The sequence below is a fragment of the Planctomicrobium stercoris genome, from assembly GCF_051465655.1.
Classification (GTDB): domain Bacteria; phylum Planctomycetota; class Planctomycetia; order Planctomycetales; family Planctomycetaceae; genus Planctomicrobium.
On record NZ_CP195791.1, the window covers coordinates 4,180,991 to 4,197,347 of the forward strand.

Sequence of the window (16,357 nt, forward strand, 5' to 3'; positions counted from 1 at the left end):
GTCGGAGTTCTGCAATCCAGGCAGCCGCTGAAAGTGTTGAGTTCTCTCTCAGAGACAGAATTCGCTGAAATGAGTCCCAGTCGGATTCGTGACGACAGCGACAGGCGACACGGGTCAGCGCAACACAGATTCCGACCGGAAATCACCTGAAGATCATCGTTTGGCGCAGCACGAGGAGTGATCGTGGCGAAATTGTTGAGTTTTGATGAAGATGCACGCAAGCAGCTGCTGGCCGGGGTCAGCAAGCTTTCACAGGCTGTTGCGAGCACACTGGGGCCCCGCGGGCGTAACGCCGTGCTTGATAAAGGGTGGGGTTCCCCCAAGATCACCAAAGACGGCGTGACCGTCGCACAGGACATCGAACTCGAAGACAAGTTCGAAAACTGCGGTGTCCAGCTGGTGAAAGAAGCTGCCAGTAAGACAGGCGACGTGGCGGGTGACGGCACGACCACTGCTACCGTTCTCGCGGAAGCGATCTACCGCGAAGGTCTCAAGTTCATCGCTGCCGGGGCTGCTCCGGTCGCCCTGGGACGCGGAGTTCAGAAGGCTGTTGACGCTGTCGTCGAAAGTCTGAAGAAGCTGGCTAAGCCGGTTGACGCCGGAAATCGCAAGGCGATTGAAACCGTCGCCACCATCGCTGGAAACAACGACAAGGAAATCGGCAAGATTCTGGCCGACGCCCTGCTGAAGGTTGGCAAAGACGGCGTGATCACTGTCGAAGAAGGTCGCGGCATGCAGACCGAAGTCGACCTGGTCGAAGGGATGCAGTTCGAGCGAGGATTCCTCTCTCCGCACTTCATCACCAACGAAGATGAGCAGGCCTGTGCCCTGGACAACTGCTACATCCTGATCCACGAAGAAAAGATCAGCAACGCCCGCTCTCTGGTTCCGCTGCTGGAACAGGTCTCCAAGGCTGGCCGTCCGCTGCTGATCATCGCTGAAGACGTCGAAGGGGAAGCCCTGGCGACTCTGGTGGTCAACAAGATGCGAGGGATTGTCCAGGTTTGTGCCGTCAAGGCTCCTGGCTATGGCGATCGCCGCAAGGCAATGCTGCAGGACATTGCCATCCTGACCGGTGCCAAAGCGTTCTTCAAAGATCTCGGTGAGAAGATCGAAGACGCCAACCTCAAGGATCTTGGCGTGGCCAAGAAGATTCGCGTCGACGCCGAGAACACCACCGTTGTTCAAGGTGCTGGCGACAAGAAGGCCATCGAAGGCCGCACAGCCCAGATCCGCAACGAAATTTCCCAGACCGACAGCGACTACGATCGCGAGAAGCTGCAGGAACGTCTGGCGAAACTGGCAGGCGGTGTTGCGGAAATCAAAGTCGGTGCTGTGACCGAAACCGAAATGAAGGAACGCAAGGACCTCGTCGACGACGCATTGGCTGCAACCCGTGCTGCCATCGAAGAAGGTGTCGTTCCTGGCGGTGGAGTTGCCCTGCTGCGTTCCGCTTCTGCCATTGAAAAGCTGAAGCTCAAGGGTGATGAAGCCCTGGGTGTGCAGCTGATCCGCAACGTCCTCGAAATGCCGCTGCGAAAGATTGCAGAAAACGCAGGTCTCGATGGTGCTGTGGTCGCGAACAACGTTCGCAAGAACTCCGACCCCAACTACGGATATGATGCCCTCAACGAGAAGTACGGGGACATGTTCGAAATGGGCGTGGTCGACCCGGCCAAAGTGGTGCGTACTGCCCTGCAGAACGGTGCCAGTGTCGCATCGCTGCTGATGACGACCGACTCGATCATCGTTGATGAGCCGAAGGAAGAATCCGACAACCACCACGATGACCACCACGACATGGGTGGCATGGGCGGAATGGGTGGTATGGGCGGCGGCATGGGTGGAATGGGAGGCATGCCCGGCATGGGCGGCTTCTAATTCACACGACAGTGAGAGATCACAAACGCCCGGCCATCGCATGGCCGGGACCGCTTGTGAGAGAAGAAATTTGTCATTGATCAATGGTCATTTGTCATTTGGCCATTGAGGGCGAAAGTCAAAAACTCATCGTTCTCTCCGGTGGTGGAGAGAACTTCAAATTCACACAACAGATTCTATTTGGAGTGGATATCCATGACTCTTAAGCCGCTTGATGATCGCGTGGTGGTTGAGCCTCTCAGCGCTGAGGAAACGACAGCCGGCGGAATTGTTCTTCCGGACAGTGCCAAGGAAAAGCCGCAGCGTGGAACGATTCTGGCCATCGGTCCAGGACGTCTGCTGGACAGCGGCGAGCGTTCGACTCCCAGCGTCAAAGTGGGGGACGAAGTCCTCTTCGCGAAGTACGGCGGCACCGAGATTGAAGTCGACGGCAAGGAGATCAAGATTCTCCGCGAATCCGACATTCTCGCCAAAGTCGTCAGCTAAGTGTGTCATTCGGTTTAGCCACACACTTCACGTGTGTGGCTAAACTTCAAAATCATCACCGAACATCATTGAATTGAAACAACGTCCTCAGCGAGGAGCTTTTGGTGGCTAAGCAATTACTTTTTGAAGATCGCGCTCGACTGAAGCTGCAGCGCGGGATCAACACACTGGCCGATGCTGTGGCCGTGACGATGGGCCCGACAGGCCGCAATGTGATCATCGACAAGAGCTTCGGCAACCCGCTCGTCACCAAGGACGGCGTGACCGTGGCCAAGGAAGTCGAACTGGAAGACGCCTTCGAGAACATGGGCGCCAAGCTCGTGAATGAAGTCGCCACCAAGACCAGCGACATCGCCGGAGACGGCACCACGACGGCCACCGTTCTCGCCCGCGCGATTTACGAAGAAGGTCTCCGCAGCATCTCGCTGGGAGCTAATCCGCAGATCGTGCGCAAAGGGATCGAACGAGCCGTCGATGCAGCCATCGAGTTCCTCGAAGGTTTCGCCCGCCCGGTTTCCGACAAGAAGGAGATCGAGCAGATCGGTGCGATTTCCGCAAACAACGACGCGGAAGTCGGCAAGATGATCGCCGACGCCATGGAACAGGTCGGTCGTGACGGCGTCATCACCGTCGAAGAAGGGAAGAGCAACTCCACCACTCTCGAACTCGCCGAAGGGATGCAGTTCGACAAGGGATACATCTCTCCTTACTTCGTGACCGAGCCGGCAGAAATGAAAGCAGTTCTCGAGAACTGCGTCATTCTCCTCCACGAAAAGAAGATCTCCAACCTGCGGGATTTCATTCCGCTGCTGGAAAAGGTCTCCCAGACCGGCAAGCAGCTGCTGGTTGTCGCTGAAGATGTCGACAGCGAAGCCCTGACCGCACTGGTGGTCAACCGCCTGCGTGGCGTGCTGCAGGTCTGTGCTGTGAAGGCTCCCGGCTTCGGCGACCGTCGCAAGGCGATGCTGCAGGACATGGCGGTTCTGACCGGCGGCACCCTGATTTCCGAGGACCTCGGAATCAAGCTGGAAAGTGTCGAACTGAGCCACCTGGGTCGCGCCAAGAAAGTGGAAGTGACCAAAGACTCCTGCACGATCATCGACGGTGCTGGAGATCAGAAGGAAATCCAGAAGCGTGTCGCCCAGATCAAGCGTCACATCGAAGAGACCGACAGCGAGTACGATCGCGAGAAGTTCCAGGAACGGCTTGCCAAGATGACAGGTGGCGTCGCCATCATTTCCGTCGGTGCAGCCACCGAAGCAGAAATGAAGCAGACCAAAGCCCGCATGGAAGACGCCCTGCACGCAACCCGTGCTGCTGTCGAAGAAGGCATTCTCCCAGGCGGCGGTGTGGCTCTGCTCCGTTCGATCAAAGCGATTGAACAGGTGAAGGCCAAAGGGGACGAGAAGATCGGCGTGGAAATCGTCGTTCGTGCTCTGGAAGCCCCGATCCGCCAGATCACCGGAAACGCCGGGGAAGATGGTTCTGTCATCGCAGATGAAGTCAAGAACCACGCTGAGGCGACATTCGGGTATAATGCTGTCAACGGCAAGTACGTCGACATGTACAAGGCCGGGGTCATCGATCCCGCCAAGGTGGTGAAGAGCGCATTGCGAAATGCAGCCAGCATCGCCGGCCTGATGCTGACGACGCAGGTGCTGATCACCGGTGGAGTCCCGGCGGACTCCAAGAAAGTGATCGAAGGAGCGGTCCGGTAATCCGGACAGTTTCCGTGGATGTCACGCGAGCCGCCGGAGAACCGGCGGCTCGTTGTCTGTGAGGACACTCAAGAATCGATCGATTCCCCGAATCGCAGAATTTGTCATTGGTCAATTGTCATTACTCATTTGTCATTGAGAAAGTTCAGCAGTGTCCCTTCCTGCAGATGACTATTGACAAATGACAAATGACAAATTGACTTAGAACATGCTTCAGATCGCCTGAAAGCTCCGCCACCGACGTTCCTGTCTACGACAGACTAATGCCTTCCATGTCTTCCAAGCGTGATTACTACGAGGTCCTCGAAGTCACCCGCACAGCGACCTTCGAGGAAATTAAGCGTTCCTATAAGAAGATGGCGCTCAAGCATCATCCGGATCGTAATCCGGGTGATACCGAAGCGGTCATCAAGTTCAAGGAATGCGCTGAAGCCTATGAAGTGCTCAGCGACTCCGAAAAACGCAGCCGTTATGACCAGTATGGCCACGCTGGTGTGAGCGGTGCTGGACGCGGACGCTCGGGCGGCGCTCAGGACATCAACGATATCTTTGACGCATTCGGTGACCTGTTCGGCTTCGGTGGGGGAGCACGAGGGCGTCGGTCCGGTCCCACACGCGGATCGGATCTGCAGACAAGTGTCGTGCTCACGCTCAAAGAGGCGGCGGTCGGTTGCAGCAAGGACGTTCAGCTTCATCGCCACAAGACCTGCCCCACGTGTGACGGCAGCGGCGCGGAAGCTGGGTCGAAGCCGGAAACGTGCGAGTATTGCGGCGGACATGGCCAGGTCGTGCAGGCTCAGGGCTTCTTCCGGGTGCAGACGACGTGCCCAGCCTGCCGCGGTCAGGGACAGGTCGTTCGCAACAAGTGCGACGACTGCCAGGGAAGCGGTCTGGTGGGTGAAGTCGTGACCCGCACCGTGAGCATTCCTGCGGGGATTGATAACGGCCAGTCCCTGTGCCTGCGGGGCGAAGGAGAAGCGGGGCCGCGGGGAGGACCTTCCGGGGACCTGTATATCGAAGTGACGGTGGAAGAACATTCCATCTTCCGTCGGGAAGGATCTCACCTGATCTGCCGAATTCCGGTTTCCTACTCGCAGGCAGCACTGGGAGCGACCCTCGAAGTGCCGCTGGTTGTTGGCAAAGATGAATTGAAGATTCCTGCGGGGACTCAACCTGGGCAAGTCTTCCGTCTGAAGGGAAAAGGGATGCCCGATCCCCGCGGTCGCAGCGTGGGGGATCTGCACGTGGAAATTCAGGTGGTGGTCCCCAAGAAGCTCAGTGAAAAGCACGAAGAACTCCTTCGTCAGCTCGCTGAGTTCGAACGGGTCGAAGTGGACCCCCATCAGAAGAGCTGGTTTGAAAAATTGAAGAGTTTTGTCACCGGGGTGGATGATGAAGAGTGATGCCGATGGCGCACTCGAATCGACACCCAGTTCACAAAGCGAAGTCCAGAAGGTGATGTCATGACTCAGCCAAACGAATCCACCGGCGAACAGCCTCAGAACAACGAACCCGAACTGGTCGAATCGACCACCAAGGAGCCGGTCGAGGAGAAGTCTCCTCTGGAAACGCTCACTGCCGAACGGGACGAACTTCGGGATTTGCTGCTGCGAACTCGGGCAGAGATGGATAACGTCCGCAAACGCATGACCCGCGAGCGGGATGAGGAACGGAAGTATTCATCCCTGCCGGTCATCCGTGAGCTGCTGCCCGTCATTGACAACCTGCATCGTGCGCTCGAGGCCAGCCAGAAGGATCATAACACCGAGGCATTGCTCCAAGGCGTTCAGATGGTCGCCAGGCAACTGGAGGAAGTGTTGACCCGACAGGGACTGCAGACGATTCCCGCAGTCGGACAGCCTTTTGACCCGAACCTGCATGAAGCCTTGCAGCAGGTTCCGACGAGCGAACATCCGCCGATGACGGTCATTCAGGAATACGAACGAGGATTCCAGCTGCATGACCGGGTCGTCAGACCCAGCAAAGTCATCGTGTCCAGTGCTCCGGCACAAGCGTGAGAAGCTGGAGATCGGATCTCACAACTGTTTCAAATTGTGAAGAAAAGAATTGAAACGCAGAGATCGCCGAGGACGCCGAGAAGTAAGGGAGAATCTCCGAATTTCTCAGCGATCTCTGCGTACTCTGCGTTTCAAATCCTGAAACTGCAATTCAACCTGAATACAATCCAACTATTAACGTCATCCGGCCGCCCGGAGAGCCTCTATGCCGACATACGATTACGAATGTGCCAGCTGCCATCACACCTGGGAACTGTTTCAGTCCATCAAGGCCCCGGCGGTGAAGAAGTGTCCCGAGTGTGGGAAGAATCAGGCGAAACGGGTGATCGGACCGGGTGCTGGAATCATCTTCAAGGGATCGGGCTTTTACATTACCGATTACCGCAGTGATTCCTACAAGAAGGCTGCCGCTGCCGATACCAAGTCTTCAGAAGGTTCCAAATCCGAATCGAAATCGGAAGGAAGTTCTTCTTCCGCAAAGAAGAGCAAACCCAAATCGAAAGAGTAAGGGGTCGCAAATGGTTTCGACCCGGAGGGACTGAATTCCTGCTGAGAGAGATCACGATGCGTGCTTGCCTGCTGAGTTGGTGTCTGGGAATGCTCCTGATGCAGGGGATGGCAAGCGGGGCCGAGCCCAGCTTCCCGCTTCAGGCCAAGAGAATCGTTTTCCTCGGGGATTCCATCACGCATGCCGGACATGTCGTGACACAGATTGAAGCCCAGCTGCTGACCCAGCGGGGAACTCCCCTCCCGGAGATCATCAACCTGGGCCTTCCCAGCGAGACGGCCAGCGGCCTCTCCGAACCGGCACATCCCTTCCCTCGGCCAGGTGTGCATGAGCGTCTGGCCCGTGCCTTGAAAACGCTGCACCCGGACGTTGTCGTCGTCTGTTACGGAATGAACGACGGGATCTATGCTCCGTTCAGCGAAGAGCGGTTCCAGACCTATCAGACTGCAATTCTCAAACTCGTGGATGAGGTGCACGCAGCGGGCGCCAAGGTGGTGCTTCTGACGCCTCCTCCTTTCGATCCGCTGCCAGCCCGGAAGTCCGGGGCTTTGAAAGGCCGGGAGAACACGGCATTTGACTGGGTTCACATCTACGAGGGGTATGATGAAGAGGTCATGGTCCGATACGCAGCCTGGATCATGGAACAGAAAGACAAGGTCGAAATGGTCGTCGACGTGCGGTCTCCCGTCCTCGCCTACGTGGCAGAGAAGCGGAAGACCGAACCGGATTTCGTCATGTCCGGTGACGGAGTTCATCTCAACGATGAAGGACAAGCGGTCATCGCGGGAGCCGTCCTGACGGCCTGGGGTGTTCCCGGCACGACACCGGATGCGGAACTGCTTCAGCTGGTGGACAAGAAGCAGTCACTGCAGAAACATACGTGGCTGAATGAAGTCGGCCATCAGCGCCCCGGGATGCCAGCCGGGCTGCCGATCGCCGAATTGAAGCAGCAGGTCTCCGAGATTGACCAGCAGATTCAGCAGCGACTCAAGCAGCTTCAGAAGTGAAAACAAAAAGTGCCGCAGATCCAGAGACCTGCGGCACTTTTTGTTTTCTTAATCCGGTGGAGGTGGAACTCGGTACGAAACGGGCCGCGCGTGGCTGCCGCATCAGGCGACCACGGAATTGACCTCGTTCCTCCTGCAGGGAACCGCGAGTGAGTTTCGGTCCCCGCAGTCGCATCGCCTCTTACTGGTTCTCTGGAGCTGGTGCGCCATTAACGGTGAAGCGGGCTTCATAGGCCAGGCTGCCGATGAAGTGCTTGGCTGTGATGAACTGATCGACATCCAGATTGTTGATGTCCGCACTCACCGCCTTCATCATTTTGTCGGTGGCTTTTTCAATCGCGGCGCAGTTGTCGGAACCGGCTCCGCTGTTTCCAGCAGTCCGCTGAGAGAAAAGCTTGTCGATTTCGTAACGGTCCTCGTCGAAAACAGTGGCCCGCAGCACACCCGGCCAGGTAATCACATTGTTCTGCCGGTCGAACTGCTCGCTGCTGAGGCGGTGAGGAGCAGCACGTGCCGCCATGTCTTTCTTGTAGGCTTCCACCTGGGCACGGGCCTCTTTGGTCTTGGCCTGATACTGATCCATGATGGCCTGCTGGCGGACATCATAGAACTGCCGCTGCATGTTGACGGTCTTCAAATACTCCTGATACGCCTGCAGGTACTGGGACTCTGCCTGGGTGTGCTCGATTTCGTACTGGCCCTGATCCACCTCAGCCTGTCCGAGCCCCTGAGCTGCAGCTCCGATTCCGATCCCGGCTCCCATGGCTGCGGTCATTCCACCGCCGTAGCCGTACCCGCCCCAGCCGTAGCTGGGAACGTAGCCGTGAAAACCGTCGTAACCGTATCGACCGGCCTGTGCGAGGCACTCGGAACTGCCCAGTCCGGCGACCATGCTCGCGACGGACAATGTCATTACAAACCCGCGCTGCCAAGAGAGTTTCATTTTTTCAGCCGTCTTTGAAGGGATGTCAGAATCGGTGTGCGCACGACCACAAACACCATGAAGATGCTTGCATGATTCAACAAATTCAATCTACCGAAACCGTTCGTCGCGAAAAAGCCTGAAAATGCTGGTCAGGCCGGTGTGGGTTGTACGCCGGCACCGACGATTCCGACGAACACGACTATTTCAGATCTGAGGGTTTCAGCTTCTTTTCCGCCCAGGCCTCATTGCTCAGATTCCCGTAAGCGGAGGGCTGATAGTCTCCGACCAGTTCGACGTTCGTGCCTGTTTCAGGAATCTGATCTCCCAGTCCCAGCAGGAAATAGACTCCGTTGACGAGTTCTCGGCGAACCCCTTCGCTCGTCAGGTCTGATGAAGACCCGATCGTGGAAGTCATCGACTTCCCTGACTGGCCACCGGGCAGCTGATAGGACTTCAGCCAGACAATCGGCATCATCGGATCGTTCTTGCTTTGATCAGGTTCTGAGTCGGTGGGACGCAGTCCGAAGTATCGATCCTTCTCATCATACTCGCCGGCGCGGTTCATCACTTTCCCGAGTACGAGCGGCTGGGAGTCACCTGGAAGAGGAAGTCGGACACCGTAAACGTCGGTCGATCCCCAGATGTCTCCATCCTTGATCCCCTTCAGAACAGGATGCCCTTCCGCGCCCGGAGCGATCACTCCGCTGGTGCTCTGATGCTTATGATTCCCGTGATGAGTGTGCCAGCGTTCTCCCAGCACCAGCCGGCCGAAACCATCAGCCCAGTCCTTCTCATCTCCCTGGTAGCCGTTCGAGTATCTGGCGAACGCGTTATTTCCGGGAATGTTGAAAGCATGGGTCGCTGTGCGAATCCCGATCACGGGTTTGCCGCTCTTGAGATACTTTTCGAAGTGCTCCATCTGGTCGTCAGGCAGGTTTCGAAACCGCGTGAAGAGCACCAGCAGGTCGGCAGTGTCGAGAGCCTGTAGGCCCGGAATGTTGGTGGTGATGTTAGGATTGATGACGCCTGTGGCAGGATCGATGGCGAACAGTACGGTGCAGTCGTAGCCGTGGCGCTGTGAGAGGATCTTGGCCAGCTGTGTCAAAGCCTGTTCGGAACGGTACTCTTCATCTCCGGAGACCAGAACGACCTTCTTCCCTTTTCCGGGGCCCGACTCCCCTTTGAATTCCAGCCACTGATCAGAATTGTCCGCTGCCGCAGTCGAAGGGAGTTCCTGCAGTTTGATGTTCTTCCAGCGAATCTGTTTTCCCACCTTGCTGGCGTCATCTCCAATGCCATGCACCTGCAGGGCGATGAAGCCGGAGGACGTCATGTCGTCGGTCAGGTCCGCAGCGGGAACTCCATTGATCCAGGTTTTGATCTGCGGGCCATCTGCGACGATCTTGTAATGATTCCAGTCGTTCTGCTTGAAAGCGGCGCGGGCGGCCGCATTCTGATCGCCGGTCAGATTGTAAAGCCATCCGCGACGGCCTTCGTCGTAGATGCCGCCCGACCAGGCCCGCGCGGATGGATCGATCTCGACCTGATACCCATGCACAACTTTGGGAGCAACCTTGGCGGTGATGGCTTTGCCGTTTTGATCGGTCCCTTTCCAGGTCTTTTCGGTGTCGAACTGATTGGTTCGAATCTGCACTCCGGAGTTCAGCAGCGGGTCGACTTTAAAGTCGAGTTCGAGAATGAAGTTCTCGTAGTTCTTGTTCGTACACAGGAAGCTGTTGCCGGTTTTCGGGACCGATGTCCCGACGATTTCATCCCCTTCGACAGTGTATGTCGCTGTTCCTCCCCGCTGATTCCACCCGTCGAGGTCCTTGCCGTTGAAGAGCGCCACTGGCTCGTCCGCCGCCTGCGCCGGGAGGACAGCACACAGACAGAACGCGCCCAGAATCGGAAGAACCATCCAGCAGGATTTCATATTCATGTCCTCATGTTGTTTGACAGGGGATAGTGCAACATCATAGTTGAGAGCGGGCCAGAAAAGGAATGAGGAAACGGTCCACAGCTGGCGACCTTAAGGATTCTTCGCGCCTCGCGAACTTCTGTTACAGTAATGAGATTAACGTCCCTTCTGAAATGAGGATGAAACATGGTCAGGACCGCTTCCACGATGATGCCGCTGGGGACATCTGCCCCGGATTTCTCGCTGCCGAACGTCGACGGGACGACGGTGTCGTTGTCGGACTTCGCGGGCAAACCACTCCTGGTGGTCTTCATGTGCAACCACTGTCCGTTCGTGCTTCACCTGAGAAGTGCTTTGGCTGCGTTTGCGGATGAATATATGGCCAAGGGACTGGCGATGGTGGGAATCAGTTCAAACGACACCGCGGCTTATCCGCAGGACGGACCTGAAGCGATGAAGCTGGAAGCTCAAAATGCGGGTTATCACTTCCCGTACCTGTACGATGCCACGCAGGCGATCGCCAAGGCCTATCGCGCTGCCTGCACTCCGGACTTCTTCCTGTTTGATCTTAACCACAAGCTGGTCTATCGGGGACAGTTCGACGACAGCCGTCCGAAGAGCGACATCCCCATCACAGGCCATGACCTCCGGGCAGCCGTGGACGCCCTCCTCGCCGGGCAGCCTGTCACAGACAGGCAGATGCCCAGCATCGGCTGCAACATCAAATGGAAGCCCGGCCTGGAACCCGATTACTTCACCGGCACTCCCGCAGTCTGAGGCGGGAGAAGCTCCACAAGTTGAATTGCCCCAGGCAGCGTTTCATAAAAAAAGGGTGGGACTCCCCGGTTCGGGAAATCCCACCCAAAATCAATCGCTGTGTCAGAGCGCTGGCGTTCTGAAACGGTCGGAGACGATGCCGGCCAAGAACGCCGGGCATCGGCTATCCGTCGTCGGTTGATTACAGCAGATTCGGTTCCCAGCCTGCGCGATAGGACTTGGTCAGGTACTGATTGGCCTGCGCATTGTTGGTGATCTTCATCGCTGCCGAGTCCCACTCCAGCGTCTCTCCGGGAACCTTGCTGGCGACAATCCCCAGCAGAACGGCTTCGGTGAGTGGACCGGAATAGCTGAAGCGGGAGGTGGCTTCACCTTCACCGCGGCAGGCGTCTGCCCAGCTGACGTAGTGATCACGTCCTTCGACTTTCGGAATTTCAAACTCCGCGAACTTCTCGGTGGGGGACAGCACCGGCGCTCCGACGTGCGGAAGAACCAGTTGTCCTTTTTCACCGATGAAAACAGAACCGGCGGTCGGGATCTTCACTCCTGCCGGCAACGACAGTTCTTCACGGGTCGGAACCTTCCCCTGACCGTTTCGCCAGGTGACCTGAATTGTCGGCTCGGCAGTGTATTCCGTGCCGGGGAACTGGAAGGTCACAACGTTATCGTTGATCCACGCTTCGGAGTTGAGCGGAGGATTAACACCCACCAGAGAAGTCGGGGCTGTCAGTTTCAAAGCGGTGAATACCGGATCGAGGATGTGACAGGCGAAGTCGCCCATTTTCCCGGTTCCGAAATCCTGCCAGTTTCGCCAGTTATAGGGATGGTAACATTCATTGACGTAAGGCCGCTCCGGAGCGACACCCAGCCACAGGTCCCAGTGCACCCCTTCGGGAACCGGATCGCTGCCGGGAAGCCGGTCGGTCCACTTGTTCCAGGACGATTGCCCGGCCTGCCACGAATAGACTTCGCGAATCTTGCCGATCGCTCCATCCTGAATGAGGCGGACTGCTGTCCGGTAGAACTCGTGGGATTGAATCTGGTTGCCCATCTGGGTGACTACACCGGCCTTCTCGGCCGCTTTCGTCATCGCACGAGCTTCCTGCACGGAATGCGCGAGCGGCTTCTGGCAGTAGACGTGCTTGCCCAGCGACATGGCAGCCAGTCCGATCGGCGCATGCATGTGGTCCGGCGTTGAAACCAGCACTGCATCGATATCCGACTGCTCCAGCATCTTGCGCCAGTCGAAGTAGCGCTTTGCCTGGGTATAGGTCTCGGCAGCCCAGCCGAGATGGTTTGCACTCTCGTCAATGTCGCAGATGGCAACCACGTTCACGTGAGGGCTGGCAGCGATAGAATTCAGGTCGTATTTCCCCTGGCCCCCCACACCAACGGCAGCCAGATTCAGCTTGCTGTTGGGAGATGCGGCACGAGAAACACCGCACATCAACGCGGCGCCGCCAAATGCGGAGGATTTCAGAAAATCTCTTCGTGAAAATTTCAACATGGGGGGCTCACAAGATTATAGAACTGGGGCTGGATTGTGTGACACGACTTGGGTGGGATGGAATGCGTCGTGCACACAGTCAAACTATAACAGGAATCTTCAACCGGACGGAACTCCAATGGCGACTCTCTGACCAGCTTTGCTCAGAATGAACCGCGGCTAACTCGAGGTCCGGGGAAGTCGTCGTGGCTTCAGAAAATGGTCTGCATGAACTTCACCAGTTCGATGATCTGTGTCGGAACCACGAATAAAGCGACGAAGACGATTGAGATCACCGCAATCCACAGCAGGATGTCTGTCATCAGAGATGGGCGGAGCTGTTTGTCGACTTTCCGGTATCGAAAGTAAAGCGTGACAATCGCGATCATCGGAAGCGTGGAAGCCTGTGCGATGCCGCCGATCTTGACCAGCAATTGAGGGTCGTGCAGCAGCATGTAGTATGTGAACGCGAGGAGCGGAAAGAATGCACAGAACCGGCGAACGAGCAGCCGCCGGTCGTTGGCATCCCGGGAGGACACGAACCTGTTCAGCACCAGAAAATCCACAGCCAGTCGGCTGTTGGCCGCCGATGCCAGATAAAGAGTCTTGAAGAGAACTGCCCCCGCACCGATCAGGAACAGCATCCGGGTCCAAGCACCAAACGGACCGACATACATCTTGGAAAGCGTATCGATGAGGTCGGTCCCTTTCGGATCGAGATTCTGGGGATGCAGGACAGCTGCCCCCAGAATGTAAAAGGCAACCGTCGAGATCGTGAACACTACCATGCTGATCCAGGCGTCCAGCTGCATCACCCGGATCCAGCCCTGGGCCCGGCGTTCCCATTCAACCGTTCCATCCGCTTTGCCGACATACCGGGCGTACCCTTTCTCAAGGCACCAGTAGGGGTAATAGAACAATTCTGTCGCCCCGACCCCGGTAATTCCGAACACCGCAAATGCTGCCATCTGACCGGACTGGGGGATCTGGAGTTCAAGTCCGTTCTGAAGATCCTTGAGATGGACCGGGAAGTCCGTCCAGTTCAGGGCCACCACCGCCAGCATCGTAATGATGGTCACGCTGACCACGATCATCGTCGTCAGCCATTCGATGCGTCGATATCCGCCGTTGTAAATGAGCGAGATTGCCGTCAGACAAGTGATGAGCGCCCAGATGGCTTCCGGTCGAACCTTGAGAATCTGCTCGGCCCCGGGAAGACCCGCTGAGACCGCTGTGGACATCTGCTGCGTGAAGTGGGGGAATGCCAGGTGCAGCACCTGTCCGACTCCGCCTGCCATTCCTCCCAGCTGCATAACGGTGCAGAGCATCATGCAGAACCACCACCAGACGAGCCAGTGAGCCCGGCGTCCACGTCCGGGCAGTTCGTTGATCGCCCCCAGCGTGGGCCGTCCGGAAGAGATGGCGTATCGTCCCAGTTCCACCTGCACAAAGACCTTGATCACGCAGCTGAAGAGGATCAACCACAAAAAGACGAAGCCATGCCGCGCCCCCAGACTGGTCGTCAGGATCAGTTCGCCCGAGCCGACGATGGTCCCTGCCAGAATGATTCCGGGACCGATCTTCCGCAGGGCCGCAATCCAGGTCTTGGGTGGATCCCGAACATCTTCCGGAGGAAGTGCGTAAGGATCGAATGCGGCGATTTCTTCAGACACGCTTGTTGGCCCCGCTCTCCGGAGAATTGTTCCTTAGGGTGAAAATATAACGGAGAGTTGATGTTCCCGCAAAACGGTGGACGCAGTCTTCAAGCGGGCTTGCCGAATTTCATTCGTAACATTTTCGTGAAGATGTCATTCACGTTGCTTGTCTCGCAGCAGCATTAACACCCCAGGTTGTTTTCAATTCGCCGCGAGCGAACAGACTCATCACTCCTTGACCGCGAGTTCCGGTAGATTGACCTTCAGCCGGGAATGCGGTTCAATCAGATGAGCATGTTTCCTGCTGAGTTGAGTTCACACAGTCCATCGAGGAGTACTCCATGTCGACAGCCATCGCGCCCGCACAGGCGGTCGTTCCACCCAAAGTCCGTTGCACGCAGATGCTGATCGACGGTCAATGGCGGGACTCAGTCAGTGGCCAGACGTTTGCCACGCATCATCCCGCCACGGAAGAAAAGATTGCTGACGTGGCCCGGGCCAACGCTCAGGACGTGGATCTCGCGGTCAAAGCGGCCCGCAGAGCCTTTGAAACCGGTCCCTGGTCCCGGATGGATGCCCGTGACCGCGGTCGGCTCATGTACAAACTCGCCGACCTCATCGAAGAAAACATTGAAGAACTGGCCGCACTGGAAACGCTGGATAACGGCAAGCCGATCGTCGATTCCCGGAACGCCGACCTGCCGCTGGTGGTGGACTGCCTGCGGTATTATGCCGGATGGGCAGACAAACTGACGGGCGAAACGATCCCGGTTCGAGGGAATTATTTCTGCTATTCCCGGCGGGAACCCGTTGGTGTGGTCGGCCAGATCATTCCCTGGAACTTCCCCGCTCTGATGGTCGCATGGAAGTGGGGCCCTGCTCTGGCGACCGGCTGCACCATCGTCATGAAACCGGCCGAGCAGACACCGCTGACGTGCCTGCGCATGGCGGAACTCGCACTGGAAGCGGGAATTCCCCCCGGCGTGATCAACGTTGTTCCGGGATATGGCGACGCCGGCGCAGCTCTCGTCAAACACCCGGATGTCGACAAGATCGCCTTCACGGGTTCAACGGAGACCGGACAGATCATCATGCGGGAGGCGGCCGCCACTCTGAAGCGGACGACCTTTGAACTGGGAGGCAAGAGCCCGAACATCGTCTTTGCCGACTCCGATATTGAAGCTGCGATCGCGGGAGCGGAGTTTGGGTTGTTCTTCAATCAGGGGCAGTGCTGCTGTGCCGGAAGCCGTTTGTTTGTGGAGAAGTCGATTCACAAAGACTTCGTGAAAGAACTGACAGCCCGGACACGCCAGCGCAAGACCGGCAATCCTTTCCACCTGGAGACGACTCACGGTCCCCAGATCGACGCTGCCCAGTTCGACAAGATCATGGATTACATCGACCGGGGCAAGAAGCAGGGGGCGGACTGCGTGACCGGGGGCAAGCGTCACGGGGACGTCGGCTTCTTCATCGAACCGACCGTCTTCGATAACGTCACCGATGACATGGACATCGCAACGGACGAAATCTTTGGCCCTGTCATCAGCGTGCTCCCGTTCCAGGATGTCGATGAGGTCATCGAACGCGGCAACAAGTCACTGTTCGGACTGGCAGCCGCAGTCTGGACAAAGGATATTTCCAAAGCCCACCGCGTGGCAGCAGCTCTGCGGGCCGGGACTGTCTGGGTCAACTGTTACGACGTCTTCGACGCTGCCGCTCCGTTCGGCGGGTTCAAGCACTCGGGAATCGGCCGCGAACTGGGCGAGGCCGCGTTGGCGAACTACACCGAGCACAAGACAGTGACAGTCAGTTTAGGGTGAGGAAATCTCCGGATGCGAAGTTGGGTTCACCACGGAGTCTTGGAGACACAAAGGATTTCTGAACCGCGAATCATGCGAATTCCTTCTGTGTTGCCACTTCTGGTGACTCTCCCTGTTTGAGTCGACCTGTGGAACAGGCATTTCTGCTTGACGGAAAT

Annotated in this window: 13 protein-coding genes; 9 read left to right on the forward strand and 4 right to left on the reverse strand. The window is 57.2% G+C overall.

Going from position 1 to position 16,357, the window contains the following annotated elements; all coding sequences use genetic code 11:
* Window positions 1-183 precede the first annotated feature (183 nt).
* From groL (SH661x_RS16790) to SH661x_RS16820, 7 genes are all read left to right on the forward strand, one after another.
* The gene (gene groL / locus SH661x_RS16790; protein ID WP_437223790.1) at window positions 184-1,881 is read left to right on the forward strand and encodes a chaperonin GroEL; all 1,698 of its coding nucleotides are present in this window, start codon (window positions 184-186) and stop codon (window positions 1,879-1,881) included.
* Between the two features lie 195 nt (window positions 1,882-2,076).
* Complete coding sequence (groES, locus tag SH661x_RS16795) at window positions 2,077-2,367, forward strand: co-chaperone GroES (protein ID WP_437223793.1); 291 nt, start codon at window positions 2,077-2,079, stop codon at window positions 2,365-2,367.
* A gap of 104 nt (window positions 2,368-2,471) precedes the next feature.
* Window positions 2,472-4,085: a chaperonin GroEL gene (gene groL / locus SH661x_RS16800; protein ID WP_437223796.1), complete on the forward strand. Its 1,614-nt coding sequence runs from the start codon at window positions 2,472-2,474 to the stop codon at window positions 4,083-4,085.
* Between the two features lie 272 nt (window positions 4,086-4,357).
* Window positions 4,358-5,488: a molecular chaperone DnaJ gene (dnaJ, locus tag SH661x_RS16805; protein ID WP_437223798.1), complete on the forward strand. Its 1,131-nt coding sequence runs from the start codon at window positions 4,358-4,360 to the stop codon at window positions 5,486-5,488.
* A gap of 60 nt (window positions 5,489-5,548) precedes the next feature.
* Window positions 5,549-6,103: a nucleotide exchange factor GrpE gene (gene grpE / locus SH661x_RS16810; protein ID WP_437223801.1), complete on the forward strand. Its 555-nt coding sequence runs from the start codon at window positions 5,549-5,551 to the stop codon at window positions 6,101-6,103.
* Between the two features lie 205 nt (window positions 6,104-6,308).
* Window positions 6,309-6,611 (forward strand): FmdB family zinc ribbon protein, encoded by a 303-nt coding sequence (locus tag SH661x_RS16815; RefSeq protein ID WP_437223804.1) that lies wholly within the window; start codon window positions 6,309-6,311, stop codon window positions 6,609-6,611.
* Window positions 6,612-6,667: 56 nt separating this feature from the next.
* Complete coding sequence (locus SH661x_RS16820) at window positions 6,668-7,618, forward strand: SGNH/GDSL hydrolase family protein (protein WP_437223807.1); 951 nt, start codon at window positions 6,668-6,670, stop codon at window positions 7,616-7,618.
* A 181-nt stretch (window positions 7,619-7,799) separates the two neighbouring features.
* Here SH661x_RS16820 and SH661x_RS16825 read toward each other — a convergent pair whose 3' ends face one another.
* Together SH661x_RS16825 and SH661x_RS16830 are read right to left on the reverse strand one after the other, a co-directional pair.
* Window positions 7,800-8,531: a hypothetical protein gene (locus tag SH661x_RS16825; RefSeq protein ID WP_437223809.1), complete on the reverse strand. Its 732-nt coding sequence runs from the start codon at window positions 8,529-8,531 to the stop codon at window positions 7,800-7,802.
* Between the two features lie 211 nt (window positions 8,532-8,742).
* Window positions 8,743-10,476 (reverse strand): family 16 glycoside hydrolase, encoded by a 1,734-nt coding sequence (locus SH661x_RS16830; RefSeq protein WP_437223812.1) that lies wholly within the window; start codon window positions 10,474-10,476, stop codon window positions 8,743-8,745.
* A gap of 171 nt (window positions 10,477-10,647) precedes the next feature.
* Between SH661x_RS16830 and SH661x_RS16835 the strand changes: the two genes are divergently transcribed.
* On the forward strand, window positions 10,648-11,238 hold the full coding sequence (locus SH661x_RS16835) for a thioredoxin family protein (protein ID WP_437223814.1): 591 nt from the start codon (window positions 10,648-10,650) through the stop codon (window positions 11,236-11,238).
* A 181-nt stretch (window positions 11,239-11,419) separates the two neighbouring features.
* On the opposite strand, the gene SH661x_RS16840 is transcribed toward SH661x_RS16835, so the two are convergent.
* Entirely contained in the window at window positions 11,420-12,745 is a 1,326-nt protein-coding gene (locus SH661x_RS16840; RefSeq protein ID WP_437223816.1) for a Gfo/Idh/MocA family protein, read from the reverse strand.
* Between the two features lie 191 nt (window positions 12,746-12,936).
* On the reverse strand, window positions 12,937-14,397 hold the full coding sequence (locus SH661x_RS16845) for an Nramp family divalent metal transporter (RefSeq protein ID WP_437223818.1): 1,461 nt from the start codon (window positions 14,395-14,397) through the stop codon (window positions 12,937-12,939).
* A 323-nt stretch (window positions 14,398-14,720) separates the two neighbouring features.
* Here SH661x_RS16845 and SH661x_RS16850 point away from each other — a divergent pair, with 323 nt between their 5' ends.
* Entirely contained in the window at window positions 14,721-16,199 is a 1,479-nt protein-coding gene (locus tag SH661x_RS16850; protein WP_437223821.1) for an aldehyde dehydrogenase family protein, read from the forward strand.
* Window positions 16,200-16,357: the final 158 nt, after the last annotated feature.